Origin of the sequence: Vibrio lamellibrachiae, assembly GCF_050337265.1 — a bacterium.
Lineage (GTDB): Bacteria > Pseudomonadota > Gammaproteobacteria > Enterobacterales > Vibrionaceae > Vibrio > Vibrio kyushuensis.
Genome location: NZ_JAKJSU010000006.1, coordinates 285,315 through 311,453 on the forward strand (window position 1 = coordinate 285,315; position 26,139 = coordinate 311,453).

The 26,139-nt window shown below is 42.4% G+C and carries 20 protein-coding genes; 8 read left to right on the forward strand and 12 right to left on the reverse strand.

Annotation, left to right across the window (positions count from 1 at the left end; all coding sequences use genetic code 11):
* Positions 1 to 12: 12 nt before the first annotated feature.
* A complete protein-coding gene (gene mfd, locus L4C54_RS10480; RefSeq protein ID WP_428808134.1) occupies positions 13 to 3,474 on the reverse strand; it encodes a transcription-repair coupling factor in 3,462 nt (1,153 codons plus the stop codon).
* 10 nt (positions 3,475 to 3,484) lie between these two features.
* Positions 3,485 to 4,051: a PilZ domain-containing protein gene (locus L4C54_RS10485; protein ID WP_428802380.1), complete on the reverse strand. Its 567-nt coding sequence runs from the start codon at positions 4,049 to 4,051 to the stop codon at positions 3,485 to 3,487.
* 228 nt (positions 4,052 to 4,279) lie between these two features.
* Here L4C54_RS10485 and lolC point away from each other — a divergent pair, with 228 nt between their 5' ends.
* Genes lolC through lolE form a run of 3 tightly spaced genes read left to right on the forward strand, consistent with a single transcriptional unit; the run spans position 4,280 to position 7,426 of the window.
* On the forward strand, positions 4,280 to 5,488 hold the full coding sequence (lolC, locus tag L4C54_RS10490; RefSeq protein ID WP_428808135.1) for a lipoprotein-releasing ABC transporter permease subunit LolC: 1,209 nt from the start codon (positions 4,280 to 4,282) through the stop codon (positions 5,486 to 5,488).
* Positions 5,481 to 6,182 (forward strand): lipoprotein-releasing ABC transporter ATP-binding protein LolD, encoded by a 702-nt coding sequence (gene lolD / locus L4C54_RS10495; protein WP_428808136.1) that lies wholly within the window; start codon positions 5,481 to 5,483, stop codon positions 6,180 to 6,182. Before lolC ends, lolD begins: the two co-directional genes overlap by 8 nt.
* Positions 6,182 to 7,426, forward strand: coding sequence for a lipoprotein-releasing ABC transporter permease subunit LolE (gene lolE / locus L4C54_RS10500; RefSeq protein ID WP_428808137.1), 1,245 nt, complete (start codon positions 6,182 to 6,184; stop codon positions 7,424 to 7,426). The genes lolD and lolE overlap by 1 nt, the downstream gene beginning before the upstream one ends.
* A 105-nt stretch (positions 7,427 to 7,531) precedes the next feature.
* Here the strand turns inward: lolE and L4C54_RS10505 are convergent, their stop codons facing one another.
* The 5 genes from L4C54_RS10505 to L4C54_RS10525 all read right to left on the reverse strand — a co-directional run bounded on the left by L4C54_RS10505 (position 7,532) and on the right by L4C54_RS10525 (position 13,461).
* Complete coding sequence (locus L4C54_RS10505) at positions 7,532 to 8,440, reverse strand: siderophore ABC transporter substrate-binding protein (protein WP_428808138.1); 909 nt, start codon at positions 8,438 to 8,440, stop codon at positions 7,532 to 7,534.
* An 11-nt stretch (positions 8,441 to 8,451) separates the two neighbouring features.
* Complete coding sequence (locus tag L4C54_RS10510; protein WP_428808139.1) at positions 8,452 to 10,422, reverse strand: TonB-dependent receptor plug domain-containing protein; 1,971 nt, start codon at positions 10,420 to 10,422, stop codon at positions 8,452 to 8,454.
* 197 nt (positions 10,423 to 10,619) lie between these two features.
* Entirely contained in the window at positions 10,620 to 11,954 is a 1,335-nt protein-coding gene (locus L4C54_RS10515; protein WP_428808140.1) for a sensor histidine kinase, read from the reverse strand.
* Positions 11,951 to 12,709 (reverse strand): response regulator transcription factor, encoded by a 759-nt coding sequence (locus L4C54_RS10520; protein WP_428808141.1) that lies wholly within the window; start codon positions 12,707 to 12,709, stop codon positions 11,951 to 11,953. Before L4C54_RS10520 ends, L4C54_RS10515 begins: the two co-directional genes overlap by 4 nt.
* Before the next feature lie 242 nt (positions 12,710 to 12,951).
* Positions 12,952 to 13,461, reverse strand: a complete 510-nt coding sequence (locus L4C54_RS10525) for a DUF2062 domain-containing protein (protein WP_428802372.1) — start codon at positions 13,459 to 13,461, stop codon at positions 12,952 to 12,954.
* Positions 13,462 to 13,688: 227 nt separating this feature from the next.
* Here L4C54_RS10525 and L4C54_RS10530 point away from each other — a divergent pair, with 227 nt between their 5' ends.
* Genes L4C54_RS10530 through kdsB form a run of 5 tightly spaced genes read left to right on the forward strand, consistent with a single transcriptional unit; the run spans position 13,689 to position 19,426 of the window.
* The gene (locus L4C54_RS10530; protein WP_428808142.1) at positions 13,689 to 15,725 is read left to right on the forward strand and encodes a DNA internalization-related competence protein ComEC/Rec2; all 2,037 of its coding nucleotides are present in this window, start codon (positions 13,689 to 13,691) and stop codon (positions 15,723 to 15,725) included.
* Between the two features lie 32 nt (positions 15,726 to 15,757).
* Positions 15,758 to 17,506, forward strand: coding sequence for a lipid A ABC transporter ATP-binding protein/permease MsbA (msbA, locus tag L4C54_RS10535; protein ID WP_428808143.1), 1,749 nt, complete (start codon positions 15,758 to 15,760; stop codon positions 17,504 to 17,506).
* A gap of 3 nt (positions 17,507 to 17,509) precedes the next feature.
* Positions 17,510 to 18,517: a tetraacyldisaccharide 4'-kinase gene (gene lpxK / locus L4C54_RS10540; protein ID WP_428808144.1), complete on the forward strand. Its 1,008-nt coding sequence runs from the start codon at positions 17,510 to 17,512 to the stop codon at positions 18,515 to 18,517.
* On the forward strand, positions 18,498 to 18,677 hold the full coding sequence (locus L4C54_RS10545) for a Trm112 family protein (protein ID WP_428802368.1): 180 nt from the start codon (positions 18,498 to 18,500) through the stop codon (positions 18,675 to 18,677). The genes lpxK and L4C54_RS10545 overlap by 20 nt, the downstream gene beginning before the upstream one ends.
* Positions 18,677 to 19,426, forward strand: coding sequence for a 3-deoxy-manno-octulosonate cytidylyltransferase (gene kdsB, locus L4C54_RS10550; protein WP_428808145.1), 750 nt, complete (start codon positions 18,677 to 18,679; stop codon positions 19,424 to 19,426). The genes L4C54_RS10545 and kdsB overlap by 1 nt, the downstream gene beginning before the upstream one ends.
* A gap of 166 nt (positions 19,427 to 19,592) precedes the next feature.
* Here the strand turns inward: kdsB and L4C54_RS10555 are convergent, their stop codons facing one another.
* The 5 genes from L4C54_RS10555 to pflA form a co-directional block, all read right to left on the reverse strand.
* Positions 19,593 to 21,149, reverse strand: a complete 1,557-nt coding sequence (locus tag L4C54_RS10555) for a SpoVR family protein (RefSeq protein ID WP_428808146.1) — start codon at positions 21,147 to 21,149, stop codon at positions 19,593 to 19,595.
* A 65-nt stretch (positions 21,150 to 21,214) separates the two neighbouring features.
* The gene (locus L4C54_RS10560) at positions 21,215 to 22,492 is read right to left on the reverse strand and encodes a YeaH/YhbH family protein (protein ID WP_428808147.1); all 1,278 of its coding nucleotides are present in this window, start codon (positions 22,490 to 22,492) and stop codon (positions 21,215 to 21,217) included.
* A gap of 96 nt (positions 22,493 to 22,588) precedes the next feature.
* A complete protein-coding gene (locus L4C54_RS10565; protein ID WP_428802364.1) occupies positions 22,589 to 24,523 on the reverse strand; it encodes a PrkA family serine protein kinase in 1,935 nt (644 codons plus the stop codon).
* A gap of 238 nt (positions 24,524 to 24,761) precedes the next feature.
* Complete coding sequence (locus L4C54_RS10570; protein WP_428802363.1) at positions 24,762 to 25,262, reverse strand: YfbU family protein; 501 nt, start codon at positions 25,260 to 25,262, stop codon at positions 24,762 to 24,764.
* Positions 25,263 to 25,327: 65 nt separating this feature from the next.
* Positions 25,328 to 26,068, reverse strand: a complete 741-nt coding sequence (gene pflA, locus L4C54_RS10575) for a pyruvate formate lyase 1-activating protein (RefSeq protein WP_428808148.1) — start codon at positions 26,066 to 26,068, stop codon at positions 25,328 to 25,330.
* Between the last annotated feature and the right edge of the window lie 71 nt (positions 26,069 to 26,139).

Below are 26,139 nucleotides of genomic sequence, written 5' to 3' on the forward strand. Positions count from 1 at the left end.
AGCTCGCGCTATCTATGCTTTGGGAAGAACATTCTGTTGGAACTCGTTAAGCATATTAACCACAAAGCGAATGCGTTCACGTCTATCTACCAATGGTAACGTAAACTTGAGCTTGGTAGGTCCTTCCATAGCAAATTTTTGTGGCTGAGATTGCAATAGTTTAACCAGATACATTGGGTTAATGTCAGCATCGGGATAGAACTCAATATATCCACCTTTCTCATGCGCTTCAATTTTCTTCACTTTTATCGATGCAGCATCAAGTTTAAGTTCCGAAACAGACAACAGGTTTTTAGCCGCATCCGGTAATGTGCCGAAGCGGTCAATAAGTTCGACCTTTAATTCCGCTAGCTCACCTAAACTACCCACGCTCGCAATCTGTTTGTACATAGAGAGGCGAGTATTCACATCTGGGATGTAGTCGTCAGGTAATAGCGCAGGAAGGCGCATTTCAACTTCTGTTTGCTCACGAAGCAGCTCATCTAAAGAGGGCTCTTTGCCTTCTTTTAATGCTTCAACTGCTTGCTCTAGCATTTCCATATACAAATTGAAGCCGACGGATTGAATTTGGCCACTTTGCTCATCACCCAGTAGTTCACCTGCGCCACGGATTTCTAAATCGTGCGTTGCCAGTGTAAAGCCAGCGCCTAAGTCTTCTAAAGAGGCAATCGCATCAAGTCGTTTGATTGCGTCTTTGGTTATCGCTTTCGGGTGAGGAGTGAGCAAGTATGCGTACGCTTGGTGGTGCGAACGACCCACACGGCCTCTTAATTGGTGTAGTTGTGCAAGACCAAGATTATCAGCACGATCCATTATGATGGTGTTCGCAGTCGGAACATCGATACCGGTTTCAATAATGGTGGTACAAACAAGAAGGTTAAAGCGTTGATGATAAAAGTCATTCATCACCCTTTCTAGTTCACGCTCTCTCATTTGACCATGAGCGGTTGTTATGCGTGCCTCTGGAATGAGTTTGGCTAGGCTCTCGGCTACTTTATCAATGGTGTCGACTTGATTGTGTAGGAAGTAGACTTGCCCACCACGCATGATTTCACGCAGTACCGCTTCACGAATTACGCCGTCATCACTTTCTCTAACAAAGGTTTTAATCGCGAGTCGTCGTGCGGGAGGGGTAGCGATAATCGAAAGGTCACGCATGCCACTCATCGCCATATTCAATGTTCTTGGAATTGGTGTTGCGGTGAGCGTGAGGATATCGACATCCGCTCGCATCGCTTTGACTTTCTCTTTTTGTCTGACTCCAAAGCGGTGTTCTTCGTCGACGATCAATAGACCTAAATCTTTAAATTGAAGATCGCTTGAGAGCAGTTTATGAGTACCCACTAATATATCAACTTTGCCGTCAGCGACATCTTGCATGATGGCTTTCTGCTCTTTCGCCGACTTAAAGCGTGATAGTACTTCAACTCGAATCGGCAAGTTAGCGAAACGGTCTCTGAAGTTCTCAAAGTGTTGCTGCGCCAGCAATGTTGTTGGGACAAGTACTGCAACCTGCTTGTCGTTGTCTGTACTGACAAATGCAGCGCGCATGGCAACTTCTGTTTTGCCAAAGCCAACATCGCCACAAACCAATCTATCCATCGCTTTTGCTTGGCACATATCAGACATGACAGCGTTAATTGCAGTTGCCTGATCTTCTGTTTCTTCGAAAGGGAAGCCAGATTTGAATGTTGCGTATTGGCCTCTATCGAGAACAAATTTATAACCGGGCTTTAGTTCACGCTTAGCATAAACATCAAGAAGCTCTGCAGCCACGTCGCGAACTTTCTCTGCGGCACGTCGACGGGCTTTTACCCAAGCTTCGCCACCCAGTTTATGAAGTGGTGCACTCTCTTCGGCGCCGCCAGAGTATCGACCAATCAAATTGAGTGAAGCGACAGGAACATAAAGCTTGGCATCATTTTGGTATTCGAGAGTTACATATTCGGTCACCATGCCGCCAGCTTCTAACGTTTGAAGCCCAATATAACGACCAATACCATGATCGATATGAACAACGGGTTGCCCTGTTTTAAGTTCAGCAAGGTTACGAATGACCGAATCACTGTTGGTTGTTTTACGGTCTTTCTTGCGTCTTTGAACAACACGGTCACCGAGTAAATCACTTTCACAAATAAAGGCGATATTAGACTTGGAATCAATAAACCCATATTCAGCTGACCCGAGGACAAGACTGAATTTGTCTTTGCTAGCGGTAGCATCGCTAAAGCTGTCAGCTTCAATCGGTCGTAGTTTGATTGCTTGAAGCAGTTCTAGCAAGGCTTCGCGTCGTCCTTCAGACTCAACTGAGAAGATGATCTTCCCTTGATACGCTTCGGAAAATTGACGTAATAATGCTAGAGGTTCTTTATTTTTGTGCTCTACGGCAAGATCTGGTAACGCTTCGATAGAAAGGTTGCTTCGGCCTGCTTTTTTATCGATTTCTTCAATTGAAAGCAGTGTTTGTGGAAGTTGTTTAAAGTAACTAAACAGCTCATCTTTTTTTAACCATAGCTCTGTTGGAGGAAGTAAAGGTCTCAACGGATCAACATTACGCTGGTCATATCGATGCTCGACATCGGTTAGGAACGTATCGATAGCGGGTTCGATATCGCCAACCACAATGAGCTGACTGTCAGCCGTCATGTAGTCAAAAAGGCTTTCGCTGTGATCGAAAAATAGAGGTTGCCAGTATTCAATACCTGCAGGCCAAATACCTTTAGAAACCTGCATATACACAGATTCAGGTTCTCTGCGAGCATCAAAGCGTTGACGCCAACGAATTCGAAAATCTTCAATCGCTGATTCCGATGTTGGGAATTCATGAGCGGGTAGAAGACGTATCTCTTTGATATCTTCGATTGAACGCTGATTCTCAGGGTCAAAAGTTCGGATGCTGTCTATTTCATCATCGAAGAAATCGATACGGTATGGGTCTTGGCTCCCCATAGGGAACAGATCAAGAATCGAACCGCGGCTGGCATATTCACCCGGGCCAAACACTTGGTCAACATGGCGATAGCCTGATTGTTCAAGCTGTATACGCAGTTTTTCCAGAGAAAAAAGGTCACCAGTCTTGACCATTAGCGTGTGTTGTAGCAAAAAGTCGCGTGGTGATTGCTTCTGCAGTAATGTGCTAATCGGGACGATAGTTATCCCTGAGTGTTGTGAAGGCAACTGATAAAGACGTGCTATACGATCTGAAATAATCTCTTGGTGAGGCGAGAAGTTATCGTAAGGCAACGTTTCCCAATCAGGAAACAACGCAACATCTTGATCGGTAAACTGCTCTATTTCTTGATGTAATTTTAAGGCGGTTTGCGGATCGGCGACGGCCAATAAAGTATGGCTTGGGTGTAAATCTGCAAGCTCGGCAATCGCCAATGAAAGGCTTGAGCCCTTGAGGTTACCGATGAATTTTTTATCTCCAGCACCACGTGGTGTCGATAGAGAAAGAATGTTTGAAGTCGTCATGGTGTGTTACTTATTTATCTCTATTAAGGGAACGTTGGCGTAGGAGTTTCTGTTGCTGGTGGAGTGCTGCACGAATGAGTAGATCTTCATCTATATCTCTTAACAAACTGTATCTAACGGTGGTTTCCCAGCCTTGTTCATTCTCTTCAATACTGTCGACAGTGCCATAGCAATAAATAGCCGCAGGAGGGTGATCCAAGAATAATTTTACTCTTACTTTGGTTTCAGCGGGCAGTGGCGTTGCACTGCAGTAAGAGAACTGACTAGCACCGAAAGAGAGAGTCTTGTTTCGATATTGTTCATCATCTTGCTGAGAGAGCATGAATGTCAGTAGTAAATTGAGTTTAGAGTTCTGAGTATCCAACAGCTGAACAACGTGTTTAAAGTCACTGTTTTTTAATTCAACTCGAGCGGATTCACTGAGCTGATCAAGCTGACTAAATTCACTGGCTACGATAAAGGGTGTCGGGATTTCTGACTCAAAAACTTGAGTTGAAGGAAAGACAAAATCAGCCGCTAATGGTTCGATATTTACCGTCATTTGATGGTGGACGGAAAAAAACTCTTGTTTTGACATGATTGAGTTCCTTTTATTGTTGTTGATTCACCCTTTTATTATTGCCAATAGAAGGAAGTTTGTATCGTGACTTTTTGTCGCAAGTAATGAGATTATCGTCATAGCTACAAACATATCAAGGTATGTCTCTGTTATTAAGTGTATTTGACCGATATTTAGCAAAATAGGGCTATAACCTTAGTTCGTAAATCGTTACAGTAGACAGATCATTTTAGTTTGGTTTTCACTATGCATCTTCCCATTTCGTTCTATATCGGCTTACGTTACCTTCGGGGACGATCCGGTGATAGATTTAGTCGATTTGTCTCTTATATGTCGACAGCGGGTATTACCATTGGAGTGATGTCTCTTATTACAGTTCTTTCTGTTATGAATGGCTTTGAAGCTCAGCTTAAGAGTAGAATTCTAGGGGTTTTGCCACAGGCTGTTATTTCTCAAGAAAATAACAAGACTCAAATCACAGAAGAGATCCCACAATTCATTACTCAGATGTCGAGTCAAAAAACGCCTGAGCCGATTGTTCGTAGCGAAGCTGTCATTCAAAGTCCATCACAACTCACGGCAGGTATGATGCTCGGTATTTTACCTGAAGAGCATGATCCAATCGAACATCACTTAATCGCTGGCCAGTTGTCGGATTTAACCGCAGGCGAGTACAAAGTATTCCTAGGTCATAGCTTGGCGCGTTCGCTCAATGTGTCTACGGGCGATAAAGTAAGGTTGATGGTAACAAGTGCTAGCCAGTATACGCCATTTGGCCGTATGCCAAGCCAACGTAATTTTACGGTTGCTGGATTATTTAATACAGGTTCAGATGTTGATGCTCAGTTGATGGTTACGCACATGACTGACGCAACAAGGTTACTTCGTTACTCTTCTGAGACTATTTCGGGTTGGCGTCTGTTTTTTGATGACCCATTTGAGGTTGCGGAACTATCTAATCAAGAGCTTCCTGAAGGCTGGTTCTGGAGCGATTGGCGTGAACAACGCGGCGAGTTATTCCAAGCGGTTCGAATGGAAAAGAACATGATGGGCTTAATGCTTGGCTTGATAGTCGGTGTGGCCGCTTTTAATATTATCTCAGCGCTTATTATGGTGGTGATGGAGAAGCAGTCAGAAGTGGCGATTTTAAAAACTCAAGGCATGACAGATCATCAAATCCTTGCCATTTTTATGGTTCAGGGTGCAAGTAGCGGTGTTATTGGCGCAATAACAGGTGGCACGTTAGGCGTGTTGCTTGCTACCAATCTTAATTCAATTTTAGAGAGTATGGGCGTTGCTCTGTTCTCTGTTGGTGGGACCTTACCAGTGCTAATCAACCCATCTCAAATTGTTATTGTTGTAATTCTAGCGGTAGTGCTTAGCTTATTGGCAACGCTCTTTCCTTCTTACCGCGCATCTTCAGTAAAACCAGCCGAGGCTTTAAGGTATGAATAATCTTCTTCAGTGTCACAACGTGTGCAAAACTTATCATGATGGCTCTTTAGATACTCAAGTTCTTAAAGGCGTTAGCTTCGATCTGGAAAAGGGAGAATTGGTATCGATCATCGGTACGTCGGGTTCAGGTAAAAGTACGTTACTGCATGTCCTTGGCGCTTTGGATGATTGTACGGAAGGGCATGTTACTTTCCTTGGTCAAAACCTTGCCGAGCTTAGTTCAAATAAACAGGCAAAGATACGCAATCGACACTTGGGCTTTGTCTATCAATTTCATCATCTCTTAGCGGACTTTTCTGCTTTAGAGAACGTAGCCATGCCGCTTCTAATTGGTGGCACTAAACGCAGTGAAGCGAACGAAGCTGCTAGGGCGCTACTTGAGAAAGTAGGTCTTTCACATCGTATTGACCACCGGCCTTCAGAACTTTCTGGTGGCGAACGTCAACGAGTAGCGATTGCACGTGCGTTGGTTAATAAACCGGACCTTGTTTTAGCCGATGAACCAACTGGAAACCTCGATCATGCCACTGCGCTCGCCATTTATGATTTGATGCGACAGCTTAATCAAGAGTCTGGAACGGCATTTTTAGTGGTGACGCACGATGGAGAGTTAGCTGGAAAAATGGATCGTCAGTTGAAAATGCAAGATGGCTTACTTATACAAGATGACGCTTCTCTTAGTGAGGAATCGTAATGTTCTCATCACTTTCACTGTTTATCGGTGGGCGATTTAGTAGAGCCAAACAACGAAATAAAATGGTTTCATTTATATCTCTTTCATCCACCATCGGCATTGCTGTTGGTGTGGCGGTGATCATCATTGGTTTGTCAGCGATGAACGGCTTTGAACGAGAGTTACGAGACCGCGTCCTTTCAGTTGTTTCCCATGGGGAGTTTGAAGGGGTGAGAAAACCTATTCAAGATTGGCCTAAGATGGTCAAACAAGCGAACGCTGATGAACAGGTACTTGCAGCTGCACCATTTGTTAAATTGACAGCACTGGCGGAAAAAGGCTCACAGCTAAAAGCGATCGAAGTTCGAGGCATTGAGCCTGAGCTAGAAAGTGGTGTCTCAAGCTTAATGGAGTTTGTTGATAAGAGCGTCTGGAATGACTTTCATGCAGGCTCCGGACAAATCATTCTTGGTAAAGGGGTAGCTGAAGCGATTGGGGTTGATGTCGGTGAATCATTGACCTTGATGCTACCTGTTATTAATGGCTCAACTAAAGTGCAGGCACCTAAACGAGTTAGAGTAAAGGTAGCAGGCCTACTGACGCTTAACGGTCAGATCGATCACAACCTAGCCATTATTCCACTGCAGGATGCGCAAAAGTACGCGCAGTTAGGGGACAAAGTCACAGGCGTTTCAATCAAAGTTGATGACGTTCTCAATGCGACTTACATTGTTCGAAATGTAGGTAATCAATTTGAAGAGTATGTGTACCTGCGCAGTTGGCAACAGAAGTTTGGTTTCTTATACCGAGATATCCAACTGGTTAGAACGATTATGTATTTAGTCATGGTGCTTGTCATTGGGGTCGCTAGCTTCAATATTATTTCGACACTTATGATGGCCGTTAAAGATCGTGCAGGTGAGATAGCTATTTTACGCACCATGGGCGCGACAGATGGACTGATTAAACGCATCTTTGTATGGCAAGGTGTATTTTCTGGAGTACTTGGGAGTATTGTCGGCAGTATTGTTGGTGTGTTGGTGGCTTTTAATTTAACGACCCTCATTAAGGGGCTCGAAACGGTACTTGACCATCAATTCTTATCTGGTGATATCTATTTCGTTGATTTCCTGCCTTCTCAAGTCATGTTAGATGATGTTTTATTGGTCTCGATGACGGCAATTACTTTAAGTTTTCTTGCGACTTGGTATCCAGCTTCTAGGGCTAGCAAATTAAACCCAGCTGAAGTGTTGAGTGCTAAATAAATTATTCCCGGTTCAATAATTAGAAAGCCACCCTAGCCATACACAACGTTTGGCTAGGGTGGCAGTTGTTAGTCTCAACTTGTGTTTTGCATATTCTACTAAGAACTAATTGAGGACCGATTGAATATCGTCAATCATTTTTTGATTAGCTTGTATTCCACTTGCTGAGATATACCAAGCGTGAGAATCAAGGTAACTGATCTTATCGTTCCTATATACGGGTAACTTATTGACTAATGGATTATCAAACTGCTCTTTTGCCGTTGCTTTCGATTGACCAATAGCCGCATCTCTATCTAACACCAACATATATTGAGGATTAACCTTAGTTATATATTCGTAACTAATAGCATCACCGTGTTGGTACGTTTCACTGTTTCCGTATGATTCAGAAAACCCAAACAGAGAGTAGATAGCACCGTATCGAGACTTCGCTCCAAACGTTGTTAGATTACCGCCACTTACCATGACAACTAACGCATCGGCTTTGTCTGCTGTAACTTTAGCGTGTATCGCATCGATTTGCTCTTGCTGATCGCGGATAATAGACTCGACTTGTTCTTGCTTTTCGAATATGTCTCCAATCATTCTCCAAGCTTGCTGAGTTGTTTCCCAATAATGCTTAGAGTCAGCCATGAAAAGAACGGTAGGCGCTATTTTCTCGAGCTCGGATATAGACCCAGAGCTTCTATTGCTGACGATGATCAAATCTGGATTTAATGTAAAGATCGTTTCAAAGTCGGGCTCAAATAAAGAACCGACAGTTTTAAAGCGTTCGTCCTGAAATTTAGTTAGGTAAGGAGGCATCGGTGACTTTACGACTCCGATAGGTTCAATCCCTAATTTATCAAGTACATCAAGGCTATCCATCCCAAGCACAACAACGCGTTCAGGTTTAGTTTCAACTTGAGTTTCGCCCATAAGGTGTTTTACTGTGATGGTTTCAGCAGCAGTAAATTGGCTCAGAAGTAATGTTGCACTTGCGACAATTGAAACCGTATATCTATTCAACATTAGCTGCCTCCCTAGAAACCATAAGAAACGTTGAAACGCACATCTCGGCCTGCAGCATAAACACCTGCAACAGATTCCCATCCAGTACCAAACTTAGAGTAATCACCAATACTTGAGTGATCACGGTAGTATTCGTTGAATAAGTTAGTCACAGTAAGGTTAACATTCAGATCTTGGTTGTTTAATGGGTACCATTGAACATAAATGTCATGGACTTGATATCCAGGTTTGTCGATGTATGAACTGTCAGGCACCCAGTCGTTAGCGACTTCAACGCCATTTAGGTCAGCCACAAAGATGTAGTTCCAGCCTAGTTCAATATCCGTATTTACATTGTAGGTAAGGTTAAGACCAAAGGTATCGCCTCGAGAATTGCCTATACCAACATGGTCATAGCCATTGAGGTCTTGGCCATTTAGTTCTGCATCGACACTACTAAAGCTTGCTATTGCCGTTAGGTCATCAAACCAGTAGGTTGCTTTAAGCTCATAACCTTTAGTTTTTAGCTTGCCCACATTTTCATATTGACGGCTCTGTACGTCGATAACGTCATCGATGGTGCTTTGGAAAACAGTAGCAGATGCTAACCAGCTCGCTTGTCGGTATTCAAGGCCCACTTCAGTATTTTCAGCCGTTTCTTCTTTTAAATCAGGATTGATTGAATAAGAGTCTAGAGTGAATGTGTCACCAACTTGTTTACCACGCAGTGCTTGTGCATAGCCTGCGTTAAGCTTTAGGCCATCAATAATTTGGTAGTTAAAGCCAATGTTAGAGCTCACGCCATCGCTGTCTATTTTTGTACCCGTAGACAATTGTTCCATTTGGTAATTGTCATAACGAGCCCCAAAACTTAATAGGAGAGCTTGTGTTGCTTGCCAGTGGTCTTGAACGTATAAACCAAAGATATCTCCTTCTTCTTTTATTGCGGGGTCTGCGCCTGGTTCAAGTGATTTAGCGGCTGCCTCATCTGTACGGTATTCAAGGCCGTATGTAATAGCATGTTGTTGTATGTGGCTGGTGTTACGGATATCAAACCCAAGTGTGTTCACTTCGCCGTTGTATAGTCCCCAGCGGCCATCTTGAGTGATATCAGCTTGGGTGTAATATAGTGAGTTTTCCATATTGACAAAATCACTAAAATTCAGAGTATGATTTGCCGCGAAGGTGTGTCTCTGAGTTTCCACTGGATATAAAGGAGCATCGGCTATTACATGCCAGTTTGGGCGTTGACCGAATTCGCCGTCTTCATTACGATTCTCGTAACTTAACGTTAATGTTTGATTATCAGTTAAATTGCCATCAATTTTAATAAATCCGAGCGCTTTATCAGATGAAGTACCGGTGATCTCATCGCCGTTACCATCTTCCATGTTGTCATTACTAGTGGTAACAAATGAGCCAAGCAGTCCCCAGTTTTCATTGATTTCGCCGTATAAACTGGCGCTCGTTTTATGTCCATCATTGCTAAAGTAGCTAGCACTGACGGTACCACCGAAGCTTTCTCCTGGTGCTAGTAGATCATGAGCACTTTTTGTCTTGAACCGAATAGCACCGCCTAGTGCGCCGAAACCACTTGTAGCTTCACCTGCACCCGCTTGAACTTCAACAGTCTTTAAAAGATATGGGTCAATTGATAAGCGGCCCGTATGGTGAAATAGAGTACTTGTTTGTGGTGCTCCATCGACAGTCACGTTTAAGTAGGTATCTTCCAACCCTCTCACGTAGACTTTTTGCGCCATTCCTACAGAACCACCTACTGATACCGATGGGTCAGTACGGAATATGTCTTCAAGATCTTGAGCTTGATAGCTTTCAAGCTCGGTATCTGTCACCGAAAAGTTAGTCAGTTCACCAACAACAACGATCACTTCGGGTTTTTGGCTGTCCACTTCTGGCGTTTTTTCAGGGCTTTCTGCAAGGGCGATGGGGGAAGCAAGAGTACCTGCAATAGCCATTGCAAGTAACGAGACTTTGAATTCCATATATACTATTCCGTTATTTATTTTTATTTGGTTTTCTTAAGCTGGACGATATATTCGTCAGCTCACCACTGAATGATAATGAGATTTCTTATCATTTGCGCGTGATAATCGCTCTTTACGCCTTACAGGTAAATAAGTTTTACAATTGTTACAAATCAAAGAGATTGCATAGTTGATATTTTTGTTGATAGCTTCATTTATACGGGCAGAAGAATAGTGAATCTTAATCCCTTATCGAGATGATTTTTTGCCGATATAGCGCCTTTTACTGCCTCAATGTGGCGCTTAGCCAAAGCGAGCCCGACCCCAAAGCCTTTACGAGAACCTACTTGTTCTTCTGCCTTGAAAAATGGTTTAAATATCTCACTATAAAGTTTGGGGTCGATACCCGGACCGCTATCAGTAATGGTTAGGCAGACTTGATTTTTTTCGATCGTGGCGTGTACATTCAGGGATTGGGCTGGTGGTGTATAGCGGAGACCGTTTCGGATAATATTTTCAAGAGCATGACCAACGGCCCTTTGATTTGATTGAGACAGTGGAAGAGAGTTAGGGATGTTTAGCTCAAGCTGACGGTCGGGGTACTCGAATCTTGCATCTTCAATAATGGCATCCAAGAGTTCACTTAAGTCAAAAGACTCTATACGTAAATCGGGTCTTTCGTTTTCAATCCATGCGAGTGTTAATGTATCTTCGGCCAATTGCCGCATTTGCAAAACCTCAGCCCTTATTCGTTCCACCATCACATCTGGGCTAATATCTTGTTCTACGCAATCTACGGCCATTTCTATTCTAGCTATCGGTGTGCGTATCTCATGAGACATGTCCGCGATCAGGTTTCGATTATGCTCGATCACCGTAGATGTTCTTTCTGCCATTATGTCAAATGTTCGCGCAACTTGACCAAACTCATCTTCACCTAAAGAGACACTATCTGCTATTCGAGCTTGATAATTACCACGGCTGAACTCCACCGCCGCTGAGTGAAAATGTTTTAATGGCGTCATCACCTTACTATAGATATATAGGGTTAATGCGAATAGAGCGACAAAAGGAATCACCACTCGATATAGCCAGAATACGTGAGATTGATAAGCGCCAGGGCGCATTCGGTCGGGAAGAATGATTAGAAAATGATAATTAGAGGGGGTAAGAGCGACCTCCATGATTGGATTGTCGGGAAAATAGAGGTGTATTTTCCATGTTTCAGAACGCCCTATACCATAGCCTCGCCAAAAACGTTCGTTGAGGGGGTTGCCTGCGACATTATCAATTTGAGAGCGAATAACGGTTACCCAAGTATTTTCTTGAATAGCGAGTTCTTTTAACCATTTATCCAATTTCGACGGGTCTCCTTCATCGAGAAGAGATTGAGCTTTTGATCCCCAAGTGCGAATTTGTGCCTGATGTAACTCGTCGATATAACTCATTTTTTCGTCCGATAATATGGCGGCACTATGTAGTAGAGAAAAGAAAATAACCACACCGAGAGACAATATGACGAACAGCCGCCAAAACAGATATTTTTTCATTGGAATAAGTATCCTTTTCCGTGAACGGTCTGGATTCGATTTGCTAGCATGCCTGCTTCTACCAACCTTTTTCTAACTCTACTTAAGTGCATATCGAGACTTCGATCGTAGGGACTGAACTCTCTTTCCAGAACGGTTTGGTACAAGTAGGGCTTGGTTTGCAAGGAGCCTCGGTTATGAACAAGCGTCCACAGTAATTTGAATTGGATAGGCGTTAAGTCTATACGTCTGGATTGGTTTGATACGGTCACTAAAACAGAATGTTCAGTTCGATTGAGTACTAACTCCTGAGCAATGAGCTCAACGGATTGTGGGGGAGGGGATGACTGCTTTTGGGTTCGCCTTAATACGGCTTCAACTCGAAGGCTTAACTCGGTGAAGTTGCAAGGCTTAGATATATAGTCGTCGGCTCCTGATTGGAATCCACGAATTCTATGTTCTTCTGCGGCATATGCAGTAAGAAGGATTACTGGGGTCTCACTGTGTTCTCGGATGAAATGCAAGAGGCTTAAACCGTCAACACTAGGGAGCTCAATATCGAGAATCGCCAAGTCGAACTCGTGATTTTTTAATACAACCAATGCCTTTTCGCCACACTGTATGCCTGTTACCGAGTATCCTTTTGTCTTCAGCAGAGATGTGAGCTGCTGATTGAGAATTGCGTCATCTTCAACTAATAGAATGGAGGTAGTTACGGGATCACTATAAGTGATTGTGTCTTCTACGAAGCTTGCATTGGCGTGTTCGCTGAACATAATAAATCTCATTTTTAGTAATGAGATTTATTATCATTTACTTGGAGTGGGAAATCAAAGCATAAGTCGTCGAATTATAGCGGGATTAGAGCTTGTAAGAGTGGCAGATACAAAGTTTGTCTAACGAAGGGCAACTGGCATAGGTAGCTTTTAATCATATCGACATAACTTTGGGTTACATCGGTAATTTTAAGTGTGTGCTAATTCTATATCCGTTGTCTTTATCTTTAAGGTGTATTTGGCTAGCGTAGTCGACGTTGTTGCCAGCTTCGAACAACAGAATAGCGCCATAGTCCTTTAATACCAAAGTAGCCGATCATCGCCGCGATGATACCGCAGATTAAGCAACCGAGTAGGAATGGGGGACCAATGGTGTGCATTTGACTAAACAAGAATTCCCAGGTGAGTTCAAAGTGAAAACTCTGAGCAGGAACATTCATAACAAGTGCACCAACTTTATAAGCGCAGTAGAACAAAACAGGCATAGTAACAGGGTTGCTTATCCAGACTAAAGCGACCGAAAGAGGAAGGTTTACACCACAAGAAATTGCCAAACCAGCAGCCATGATCATTTGGCTTGGAAGAGGAACAAAAGCCATGAATAGACCAACCGCAAATGCTCCAGCAGCGGATCGACGATTCAAACACCAAAGGTTAGGGTTATATAAAACATTGCCAAAAATTTTTAATGCCTTCTGACGCTTAATCACGCTGTGGTCAGGCATAAAACGTTTGATGAATTTTCTTGGCATAGGGAAATATGACTCTCTTATTTAATTACTGGACGTTGTTTTCGTTCTCTATAACTGTATTAAGCGCTCCATTCTGGCCATTCTTGCCGGACTGGAAGTGGTCTATTCTCTCCATTACGTGCACATTACTTTCAATCAAGTATAGAAGGCTACGTAGATTATTTGGCATTTCCCTTGCGATATTCATCGTGTTAATAAATGGCAATCAGTTACAACATCAGCAGAATATGATTTTTAGAACCGCTGCGGATATTACCATAAATGCTCGAATTGACAGCTTTTTTAAGCAAATCAGTCATGGTTATGAGGGCACTGTTTTACTTAGATCAATCAATGGTCAAAGTTTGCCCTATTTACTCCAGCCGAAGATCCGACTTGTCAGTGACAGACCTTTTAGACTTGGTGATATTATCAATGCGACAGTCTCGGTTAAACCTATTTATGGTCGGTTAAATGAAGTTGGGTTTGATATCGAATCCTATTATATATCGCAAAGGTGGGTTGCACGAGCCTCAGTGAATAGAGCAAAGTCTTATGTAGTGAAAAGTAGTCTTTCATATCGACAGGTTCTTTATCAGCGAATACTAGGATATCTAGAACAAAGCACAGTGAAAGGCCCAATCATTGCGCTAGTCTTTGGCGAGCGTAGTTTCATTACAAAACAGCAGTGGAAAAACTATCGAAATAGCGGATTAATTCATCTTATTGCTATCTCGGGCTTACATATCGGGGCAATGTTTTTTGTTGGTTTCTGGTTGGGTAAGTTAATCAGTCGATGTTCAATGTGGCTACTTTGGGCTCCTTGGTTATGGGGAGTAACATTCGCTTTAGGTTACGCTTGGCTTGCCGGTTTTAGTTTGCCGACTCAACGAGCTTTGGCTATGTGTGTTTTAGGCTCACTATTTATTCTCTCTAGCACCCAACAGCCTCTTCCTAAAAAGCTACTAGCGACACTCGCATTAGTATTATTGATCTCTCCGTTTTCATCTTTCTCTAGTAGCTTTTGGCTCTCTTTTTATGCTGTATCCATGGTGTTTTATATTTTAGGCCAAACTGAGACGAATAAGGGAAAGTTATTGGTTGCATTAAAAGTGCAGGTATTAATTGTCTTTTGGATGGTACCAATAACGGTTTTAATATTCAGTGGTACGAGTATTAGCAGCCTGATATATAACGCAATATTTGTCCCTTGGTTTAGCTTTGTCATTATTCCCACTATATTAATCTCATTACTGATGACAGCTATTAACGTTGATTTTTCCTCCCTGTGTTGGGGAATCGTCGGGTATTTAATGCAGCCAATACAGTGGAGTACAAATTACGCCTCGAATAGCTGGGTGACATTAACGCAAAGTCAAATAACATTTATCGCTTCCATGTCGGTTCTGCTTTTTATCGGTTATTACTTAAATAAACGAGCACGGGTAATGTTGGTGGTTCTGTTTACTACGTTCTGGTGGCATAAATGGAGCATGCCAACAGATTCAAGTAAATGGCGAGTAGACGTATTGGATGTAGGGCATGGTCTTGCAATATTAATTGAGAAAAATGGTAAGGCGATAGTGTATGACACCGGAAACAAGTGGGATACGGGGTCTATTGCTGAGTCAACAATCATCCCAATAATGGCTAAACGAGGTATTAACACGCTCGACGGTCTTATATTGAGCCATTTAGATTCAGACCATGCTGCGGGTAGAACTACATTGGAGGAACGTTTTGCTCCACGTATAAAGCTTACTCCGCAGAGACTTCCGAACTATATGCCTTGCACTGTCGGTGAGACTTTAGATTGGGAAGGGCTAAAATTTGAAGTGCTATGGCCTCCTAAGTCTGTTGATAGAGCGTATAACCCTCACTCTTGTGTCATTCGAGTAGTTGATAAGCAATCAAGCTTTAGCCTCTTATTAACAGGGGATATTGAGGTATTAGTTGAATGGATGCTCGTGCGTAACCCAACACAATTAGTAAGTGATGTATTAATCGTGCCTCATCATGGTAGTGCTACGTCTTCAACATCTAGATTTATTCAAGCAGTGAACCCCACAGTGGTTATCGCATCTCTAGCAAAAGGTGGCAGGTGGCAATTGCCAGACCCGCGAGTGGTTGACCGATATACTCGGCAAGGGGCTGACTGGTTAGATACTGGTCAGCATGGGCAAATTACCATACATGTTAGCCAAGATATGTGGCAGGTTTCTAGTATTCGTCAAAGAGAAGGTGCTCGTTGGTATAGGCAGATGCTACGGAACGGAGTAGAATAACCGCAATATTGCATTCAAAATAAAGCACTTTTATGTCTACCACTACAGATGAAACAACGCTGCAAACGTTTAAACGATTATGGACTTATATTCGACGTTATAAGGCAGGTTTAGCGGTTGCAGTGGTTGCACTGATTATCAATGCCGTTGCCGATACTTATATGCTTTCTCTGTTAAAGCCTCTTTTAGATGAAGGCTTTGGCGAGACTGAATCAAGTTTTCTTCGTATTTTGCCATTGATCATTTTTGGTATGATGTTTTTACGGGGCTTGAGTGGCTTTGTTTCTACTTACTGCTTAAGTTGGGTCTCAGGAAATGTCGTGATGCTCATGCGTCGTAAGATATTTCACCAATTTATGCACATGCCGGTCACCTTTTTTGATAAAGAATCAACAGGTGGTTTACTGTCGCGTATTACCTATGATTCAGAGCAAGTAGCCGGTTCAACAAGTGGTGCGTTGGTTAGTATTGTACGAGAAGGCGCGAGTATCATTGGGTTACTGACGTTGATGTTTTGGAACAGTTGGAAGCTTTCGTTGGTTTTAATTCTTGTGGCTCCAATTGTTGCTTGGGGTATTACTATTATTTCGAAGCGATTTCGAAAAATTTCGAAGAATATGCAAACCAGTATGGGAAATGTGAGCTCTTCTGCTGAGCAGATGCTGAAAGGTCATAAAGTCGTTTTAAGCTATGGCGGACAAGAAGTAGAACGCGAACGTTTTGATAAAGTAAGTAATCAAATGCGTCAGCAAACGATGAAGCTAGTGGCAGCACAAGCAGTCGCAAACCCGGTAATACAGTTAATTGCTTCAATTGCTTTGGTAACGGTTCTGTTTCTAGCCAGTGTTGATTCAATTAAAGCGGAGTTAACCCCAGGTACTTTTACCGTAATTTTCTCGGCGATGTTTGCTCTGCTTCGTCCATTAAAAGCTTTGACCAATGTTACATCTCAATTCCAACGTGGTATGGCTGCGTGTCAAACTCTGTTCTCTCTTATGGATTTAGAAACTGAAAGTGATAATGGCAAACTTAAAGTAGAAAAAGCAACCGGCTCTGTTACCGTTGATAATGTGACGTTCTCGTACGAGGGTAAAGATACCCCTGCTTTATCTAACGTCAGCTTTACTATTCCTCAAGGCAAGACAGTTGCTCTAGTTGGTCGTTCAGGCTCTGGTAAAAGTACCATCGCTAATTTATTCACACGTTTTTATGACGTTGATTCAGGCACGATTAAACTCGATGGCCACGATGTGCGTGATTATGAGCTAACCAATTTACGAACTCATTTTGCATTAGTTTCTCAGAACGTTCACTTATTTAACGATACGATTGCCAATAACATATCTTACGCAGCAAACGAGCAATATAGCCGTGAAGAGATAGAACATGCAGCTAAACTTGCACATGCAATGGATTTTATTGATAACCTTGAAGACGGGTTAGACACGATTATCGGTGAAAATGGCTCAAGCCTATCTGGTGGACAACGTCAACGTATCGCAATAGCTCGAGCACTGCTACGAGATGCGCCTGTTCTTATTCTTGATGAAGCAACATCCGCACTTGATACTGAATCAGAAAGAGCAATACAAGCTGCCCTTGAAGAATTGCAGAAAGATAAAACAGTACTGGTAATTGCACACCGCCTATCTACGATTGAAGATGCTGATGAGATCTTGGTTGTAGATGAAGGTAAAGTGATTGAACGTGGCCCGCATGAAGAGCTGTTAGGTCAAAATGGCGCTTATGCTCAGTTACATCGTATTCAATTTGGTGATTAACTGGTGATTGAAAAAATCTGGTTTCAGAATCATCCATTAAAATATCTGCTTTGGCCATTTTTGTGGCCATTAAGCCAGTTATTCTTATATATAAGTACAAAGCGCCGAAGTGCTTATAAGTTAGGCAATAAAACGAGTTACCGAGCGCCGATTCCAATTGTCGTGGTAGGAAACATAACCGCTGGTGGTAATGGTAAGACGCCAGTCGTAATTTGGCTTGTTGAGCAGTTAAAAAAACAAGGCTATAAGCCTGGTGTGGTCTCTAGAGGATATGGTGCTAAAGCGCCAAGTTATCCACTTGTTGTTGAATACTCGACTTCTGCGGACCATTGCGGAGATGAACCCAAGCTCATTAAGCAGAGAACGGGTGTTCCAGTTGCCGTTTCACCAACCCGTTCAGAAGCGGTTCAAGCGTTACTGGTAGAAGATGTAGATATCATCATCACTGACGATGGACTTCAACACTATGCGCTACAGCGTGATATTGAGTTTGCTATAGTTGATGGTGCAAGACGCTTTGGTAATGAGTGTTTACTACCCCTAGGGCCACTGAGAGAGGGACTCTCGCGCCTTGAAGAAGTGGATTTTGTTATTACTAACGGCGGAAAGCCTGAAAGTGGTGAGATGGCAATGACGTTATCGCCAGATGAAGCGGTTAATTTAGTTACTGGCGAGCGAGTCTCGGTCAAAACATTACAACGAGTAGTCGCATTTGCCGGAATAGGGCATCCTCCTAGATTTTTTAACACATTGAGTCAGCTTGATGCACAGCTAGTTGAAACCAAAGGCTTTGCAGATCATCAAGCGTATCAAGAGCAAGAGTTAGATGCGTTAAGCCAGTTGGGTTCAAACATCATCATGACAGAAAAAGACGCGGTGAAATGCCGAGAATTTGCGAAGGAGACATGGTGGTATTTACCTGTTTCTGCTGAATTTGAGTCGGTCAATGAACAGCGCATTTTAGATAAAATAAAAGAGGTTATGGAACAATATGGATCATCGTCTATTTGAAATCGTCGCTTGCCCTGTATGTAAGGGTAAACTGACATTTGATAAAGAAAACCAAGAACTTATTTGTAAAATTGACAGGCTTGCATACCCAGTTAAAGAGGGTATCCCTGTTCTAATTGAACCTGAAGCTCGTACGATTACGGCAGAAGAGGGACGTTAATGTCATTTACTGTTGTTATTCCTGCACGCTTTCAGTCGACGCGTCTTCCGGGTAAACCTTTAGCTGATATTGCAGGGAAACCTATGATTCAGTGGGTTTACGAGCAAGCCATTCAAGCTGGAGCTGAACAGGTTATCATAGCGACAGATGATAAACGGGTAGCACAAGCTGTAACATCATTTGGTGGGCAAGTATGCATGACCTCGGCAGACCATGAGTCTGGCACTGAGCGTTTAGCGGAAGTTGCTAAAGTGATGAACATACCTGATGATCATATTATCGTTAATGTTCAAGGAGATGAGCCGCTCGTGCCACCTTCTATCATTAAACAGGTTGCAGAAAACTTGGCTGGCAGCGTTGCTCCTATGGCAACATTGGGTGTTGAAATTTCTGATGAGAGTGAAGTCTTTAACCCTAACTCGGTTAAGGTAGTGACCGATAAAGAGGGTTACGCTCTGTACTTTAGTCGTGCCACTATACCGTGGGATAGAGATGCTTTTAATAAAGAGAACCCTAGTGTTTCTCAACCTCTACTGCGTCACATTGGAATATACGCTTATCGTGCCGGCTTTATTAATACCTACATTAATTGGCAACCGACAGCGTTAGAAAAGATTGAGTGCTTAGAGCAATTGCGTGTCCTTTGGCATGGTGAAAAAATCCATGTTGATATCGCAAAAGAAGCGCCCGCTGCTGGCGTTGATACTCCAGAAGACTTAGAGATAGTGAGAGCTATTTTATCTCATTGATTACTGATTTTTAACAACAAATAGATAATGCTTTCCTACTGCTAACGGTAAGTTAAGTAACAAGTTTAGCTTGAGTATCTAAGTTGTATTTCACAGCCATAAAAAAGGAGCGAATATCGCTCCTTTTTATATTTGAGATTTTTAACTTCAATTTGATCTGCTAGCTTCAAGTCTTAGAATCATATTCCTTTCGCGGTGGGCATGTGGCAAGAATCTCCCGTCTCCCTGTCTCTTTACGCTCTTCTAAAATGACGTCAAAACCCCAGATTCGATGAAGGTGTTTGAGAACTTCTTCATAGTTGTCGTCCAAGGGGACTCTATCTTGTGGGACATATTGCAAGGTCAGAGAACGATCGCCACGAACATCAACATTAAAGACTTGGATATTAGGCTCTAAGTTACTCAAGTTATATTGAGCCGCAAGCTTTTCACGAATTTCGCGATACCCAGAGTCATTATGAATGGCACTTACTTCAATGTAGTTCTTTCTGTCATCATCATTGATAGCAAATAGCTTAAAATCGCGCATCAATTTTGGTGACAAGTACTGACTAATAAAACTCTCATCTTTAAAGTTATGCATGGCAAAATGAAGAGAATCAAGCCAATCAGAACCTGCTAAATCGGGAAACCACTCCTTGTCTTCATCTGTGGGATCTTCACAGATCCGTTTTATGTCTTGGAACATCGCAAATCCAAGTGCGTATGGGTTTATCCCACTAAACTGAGGGCTGTTGTAAGCAGGCTGAGCGACGACACTTGTGTGACTGTGTAGGAACTCCAAGATGAACTTATCTGACACTAGCTCTTCGTCATAAAGGTGATTTAATATGGTGTAGTGCCAGAACGTTGCCCAACCTTCGTTCATGACCTGAGTCTGTTTTTGTGGATAGAAATATTGGCTGATTTTTCGAACAATCCGGACAATTTCTCGTTGCCAAGGCTCTAGTAGAGGAGCATGTTTTTCTATGAAATATAAGATGTTCTCTTGGGGTTCGGTCGGAAACCTAACCTTCATATCTTCTTCTTCCGTTTTTGCCTTTGGCACGGTACGCCAAAGTTCATTTACTTGTGATTGAAGATAGGATTCTCTTTCTTGCTGACGAGCAGTCTCTTCCGCAATGGATATTTTTTCCGGACGTTTATAACGGTCCACACCGTAATTCATTAGGGCATGGCAGGAGTCGACTAACTCCTCAACTTCAGCTACGCCATATTTCTCCTCACATTCCGTTATATAGTTTTTAGCAAACAACAGGTAGTCGATGATTGAACTGGCATCTGTCCAAGTTTGAAATAGATAATTGCCTTTGAAGAAAGAATTGTGTCCATAGCAGGCATGCGCCATCACAAGTGCTTGCATCGTGACTGTGTTTTCTTCCATTAAATAGGCGATACAAGGGTCAGAGTTAATTACTATTTCGTAAGCTAACCCCATTTGACCATGCTTATAGCCTTGCTCTGTTTGAATGAATTTTTTGCCAAAAGACCAGTGATTATAATTGATCGGCATTCCAATACTGGAATACGCATCCATCATCTGTTCAGACGTAATAACTTCAATTTGATTAGGGTAGGTATCGAGTCGATAATGTTGAGCAACCCGCTTTATTTCAACGTGATACTGTTCAAGTAAACTGAATGTCCAGTCAGGTCCATCTGGAAGCATCTTATTCTTTGCTTTATCTGCCTTAGATTTCGTTGTTTTTGATTTTGTAGTCATGGGCACATTTCCCTAAGCTGTTTCTTTTTGAAAAAGTTCGCTGTTTGCAATAAAGGAAGATATCTTCATGATGTCTGCCCCTCCTTGGCAAAAAGTTCCCTAAAGACTGGGAATATGTCATCAACAGTACGGATGTTTTTCATGGCGAAATTATCAAACTGTTGCTCCAATTTTTCATACTCATGCCACAGTGTTTGATGGGAGCGACGGGTAATTTCTATGTAAGAATAATACTGACAGGTCGGCAGCAGTTTATTAACCAGTAACTCTTTGCATCGTGGTGAATCATCTGCCCAGTTGTCTCCGTCAGACGCTTGCGCTGCGTAGATGTTCCATTCAGCGGCAGGGTAACGTTCAGCGACGATTTCATTCATTAGCTTTAATGCGCTAGATACTATGGTTCCACCTGTTTCTTGTGAGTAGAAGAACTCGTGTTCATCCACCTCTTTTGCTTGAGTATGGTGGCGAATAAATACCACGTCGACATTCTCGTAAGTTCGATTTAAGAATAGATACAGCAAGACATAGAAGCGTTTAGCGATATCTTTAGTCGCTTGATCCATAGAGCCAGAGACATCCATTAGACAAAACATGACGGCTTGGCTAGAGGGCACAGGGCGCCTTTCATAGTTTTTAAAACGCAGATCAAAGGTATCGATAAATGGTACGGCTTTGAGTTTATTTCTTAATTCTTCGATTTCCTCCTTGATGCGTTTCTCTTCAAGCATTTGGGCAGGCTCAGTGTTTCTGATTTGTTCCAGCTCTTGTTCTAATTCAGCTAGCAAACGTTTTTTCCCGGCGGTCATTGCCGTCCGACGTGCCAGTGATTGTTGCAATGAACGAACAATAGCGATATTGGATGGAATACCGGCTGTTTGAAATCCGGCTCGGTGAATTTTCCATTCGGTTACTTTGTTAACTTGATTTTTTTCGAGGTTGGGGAGTTCAAGATCTTCGAAAAGAAGGTCTAAGTATTCATCTTTTGAGATCTGGAATACAAACTCATCTTCGCCTTCACCATCAGGACTTGCATCACCTTCTCCAGCCCCTTTCCCTTGACCACCTCCTTTAGGGCGCTCAATTTTGTCGCCTTTAATGAACTGGTCATTGCCAGGATGTACACGTTCGCGCTTGCCACCTTTGCCTTGATGGAAGCTAGGCTCTTTGATGTCACGATGGGGAATAGAAACATCTTCACCGGAATCTGTGTTTGTGATTGAGCGGCGGTTTACAGCATCTGCAACCGATTCTTTAATCTGTTCTTTATGGCGACGCAAAAATCGTTGGCGATTGACCGCACTTTTGTTTTTTCCGTTTAGCCTTCTGTCGATAAATTGTGCCATAAGCAATTCCTCTATAAACATCACACCACTGAGCCTTTAGCCATCAATACAGTTTGTAGTGATGGCTAAGACCTACGGGTTTAGCGTTGCCTGCAGTTAAGAAGATTTACGTACGCGTAAATACCACTCAGATAGCAATCTTACTTGTTTCTCGGTATAGCCTTTTTCCATCATACGAGCGACAAAATCATCATGTTTTTTCTGATCTTCCGACGATGTTTTTGCGTTGAATGAGATAACGGGTAATAGCTCTTCCGTGTTAGAGAACATTTTCTTCTCGATAACAGTGCGCAGTTTTTCATAGCTCGTCCAAACTGGGTTTTTACCATTGTTATGAGCTTTTGCACGAAGAACGAAGTTAACAATCTCGTTTCGGAAGTCTTTAGGGTTACTGATCCCGGCGGTTTTCTCAATTTTCTCAAGTTCGCTGTTTAGTGAGCCTCGATCGAACAGCTGCCCTGTTTCTGGATCGCGATATTCTTGATCTTGAATCCAAAAATCAGCGTAGGTTACGTATCGATCAAAAATATTCTGACCGTATTCTGAGTAAGATTCCAGATAGGCGGTTTGGATCTCTTTTCCGATAAATTCGACGTATCTTGGTACTAGGTAACCTTTAAGATATTCGAGATATTTCTCAGCTTGCTCTTGTGGGAACTGCTCTCTTTCAACTTGTTGTTCGATGACATAGAACAGATGAACCGGGTTAGCCGCCACCTCTGTTTGGTCAAAGTTAAACACTCTAGATAAAATCTTGAACGCAAAACGGGTTGATAGACCTGACATGCCCTCATCAACGCCTGCATAGTCTCGATACTCTTGATAACTCTTCGCTTTAGGATCTGTATCTTTTAGGGTTTCTCCGTCATAGACTCGCATTTTAGAGAATAGAGATGAATTCTCTGGCTCTTTTAGGCGAGATAGAATACTAAATTGAGCTAACAATCCTAACGTACTAGGGGAGCATGGCGCTTTTGAAAGCTCAGAATGTTCAAGTAACTTCTGATAAATCTTAACTTCTTCAGAAACACGTAGGCAGTAAGGTACTTTCACAATGTACACACGGTCTAAGAAAGCCTCGTTGTTTTTATTGTTTCTAAACGTCTGCCACTCTGATTCATTCGAGTGAGCGAGGATCATGCCGTCAAATGGCAGGGCAGATAGCCCTTCTGTACCATTGAAATTCCCTTCTTGTGTTGCGGTTAATAGTGGATGTAGCACCTTAATTGGCGCTTTAAACATTTCGACAAACTCCATCAACCCTTGGTTTGCCTTACAAAGAGAACCTGAATAGCTGTATGCGTCAGGATCATCTTGAGAGAAGTGCTCTAATTGGCGAATATCAACTTTACCAACCAAAGAGGATATATCTTGGTTGTTTTCATCTCCGGGCTCTGTTTTAGCAATGGCGACCTGTTCAAGAATAGAGGGACGTATTTTGACGACTTTGAATTTAGATAGATCACCACCAAACTCGTTTAAACGTTTGGCTGCCCAAGGAGACATGATGGAGCGTACGTATCGCTTCTCTATGCCATAATCTTGTTTCAGTACTTCCCCGTCTTCATTAACATCGAATAGACAGAATGGGTGATCGTTAACTGGGCTTCGCTCACCATTAGCTGAAAGCACATAAATCGGCATTTGTTGCATCAAGGCCTTTAGTTTTTCAGCTAAAGACGATTTACCACCACCAACCGGACCTAACAAATAGAGTATCTGTTTACGTTCTTCTAGCCCTTGAGCTGCATGTTTTAAATAAGAAACGATCTGCTCTATGGCATCTTCCATCCCATAGAAATCTTTAAATGTCTTATACCTTGAGATCACACGATTGGAGAAAATACGGCTCAATGTGGGGTCTAGTGCCGTGTCAATGACTTCTGGCTCACCAATAGCGAGCAGAAGTCGCTCGGCTGCGTTAGCGTAGGCACTTTTGTCATCCTTACAAAGAGTCAGAAACTCTTGAAGTGACAACTCTTCATCCTTGGCTGCCTCGTAGCGTGCTTGGAAGTGGTCGAAAATACTCATACTGAAATCCCCTCTGAACCGATCAAACTGTCAAACAACCCGCATAGAAAATACAAATCCTTTCATATTTAAGATTAGTTTAGTTTCAGAATTATGCTTAACAATTATGCGTTTAATTACAAAAGAGTGATGTAGAGAAAGTTTTAACCAATGAATAGCTTAGGTGGGAATTTTGAATAAAAAAAGGGCTAGTAATGACTACTAACCCTTTTGATATTATTGTTACTAGACAGAGAGCCTAAGCATTGAAAATTTGATTCAATTCAGTTGCACATAAATGGTACTGACGTGGGCAAGCGCGCCATGTCACTAGCATGCGGCGGTACTTGTCTAGCATTGGCATCTGACTGTTGAAGTGATGATCGGCTTTATCAAATTGCGGATATAGACCTTCAGAATCAACAAGGAAACGAACGTAGTTAACCAATTGAGATTCACGAGCGATATCGAAACCTAAAAACTGAAGGCGTCTTTGATCAACATCTTTCCGCTCATCTTCTTTAAGCATCTTATTTGACTCTTGCATCGCATGATACATCTCCAAAATATCGATAATTTGACGACATTCCGCTTCGACAATACAGCCAAAATCTTTGTTGAGCTCTTGCATCTGTAGTTCATAGCCGCGCTCTACAATAGTTTGAAAACGCTTATATTTTTCAGCATTCTCAGGAGCCATTTGTGACATTAGGTAATACTGGTTTGATAGGATCAAACGTTGAGCATTTGTCATTTCCATCGTGATTCTCTGTTAGTTTTAATTTGTTAGAATTAGTTTTTACGGCAATAGCCGTCGAGTTTAAATCAGTATTTTACGTTTGAATTATACTGACTCAAGATAGACTGAATATTGTCCATTGTTTCTGTTGATGGCGGATCGATATCTTCAAGTGCGTAATCAAACCCTAGTGCTTCCCATTTGTGTGCACCAAGTCTGTGATAAGGCAAAAGCTCTACTTTTTCGATGTTATCCATATCTTTGATAAACTCGCCAAGCATATGCGCAGCTTCTTCATCATCAGTATAACCAGGAACAACAACGTAACGAATCCAAGTCTTCTGGCCGATTTTTTGTAAATATCGGGCAAAGTCCAATGTACGGTTGTTAGATACACCAATGAAATCTTGATGGATCTCATCTTTCATGTGCTTGAGATCGAGCATAACAAGATCAGTAGACTCTAATACATCATCGACAACTTCAGTATGCTTACGAACATGTCCATTGGTGTCTAGGCAGGTATGAATGCCTTCGGCTTTAGCAGCACGAAAGAAGTCTCGAACGAATTCAGGTTGAAGCATCGCTTCTCCACCGGAACAGGTGATGCCACCGCCGGAAGCTTTCATAAAGTGGCGATATGATTTCGCTTCATTAATAATTTCTTCAACGGTGATTTCTTTGCCACCATGGGTATCCCAAGTATCGCGATTATGGCAATACTTACAACGCATTAGGCAGCCTTGCATAAAGACGATAAAACGAATGCCGGGGCCATCGACAGTACCACAAGACTCAAAGGAATGAATGCGACCAGTTGTTGACATGAACTCATCTCATAAAAGGAATAATTGCAGACTATTTTATTATAAATAGCCCCGTATAAACAGGACTTGTG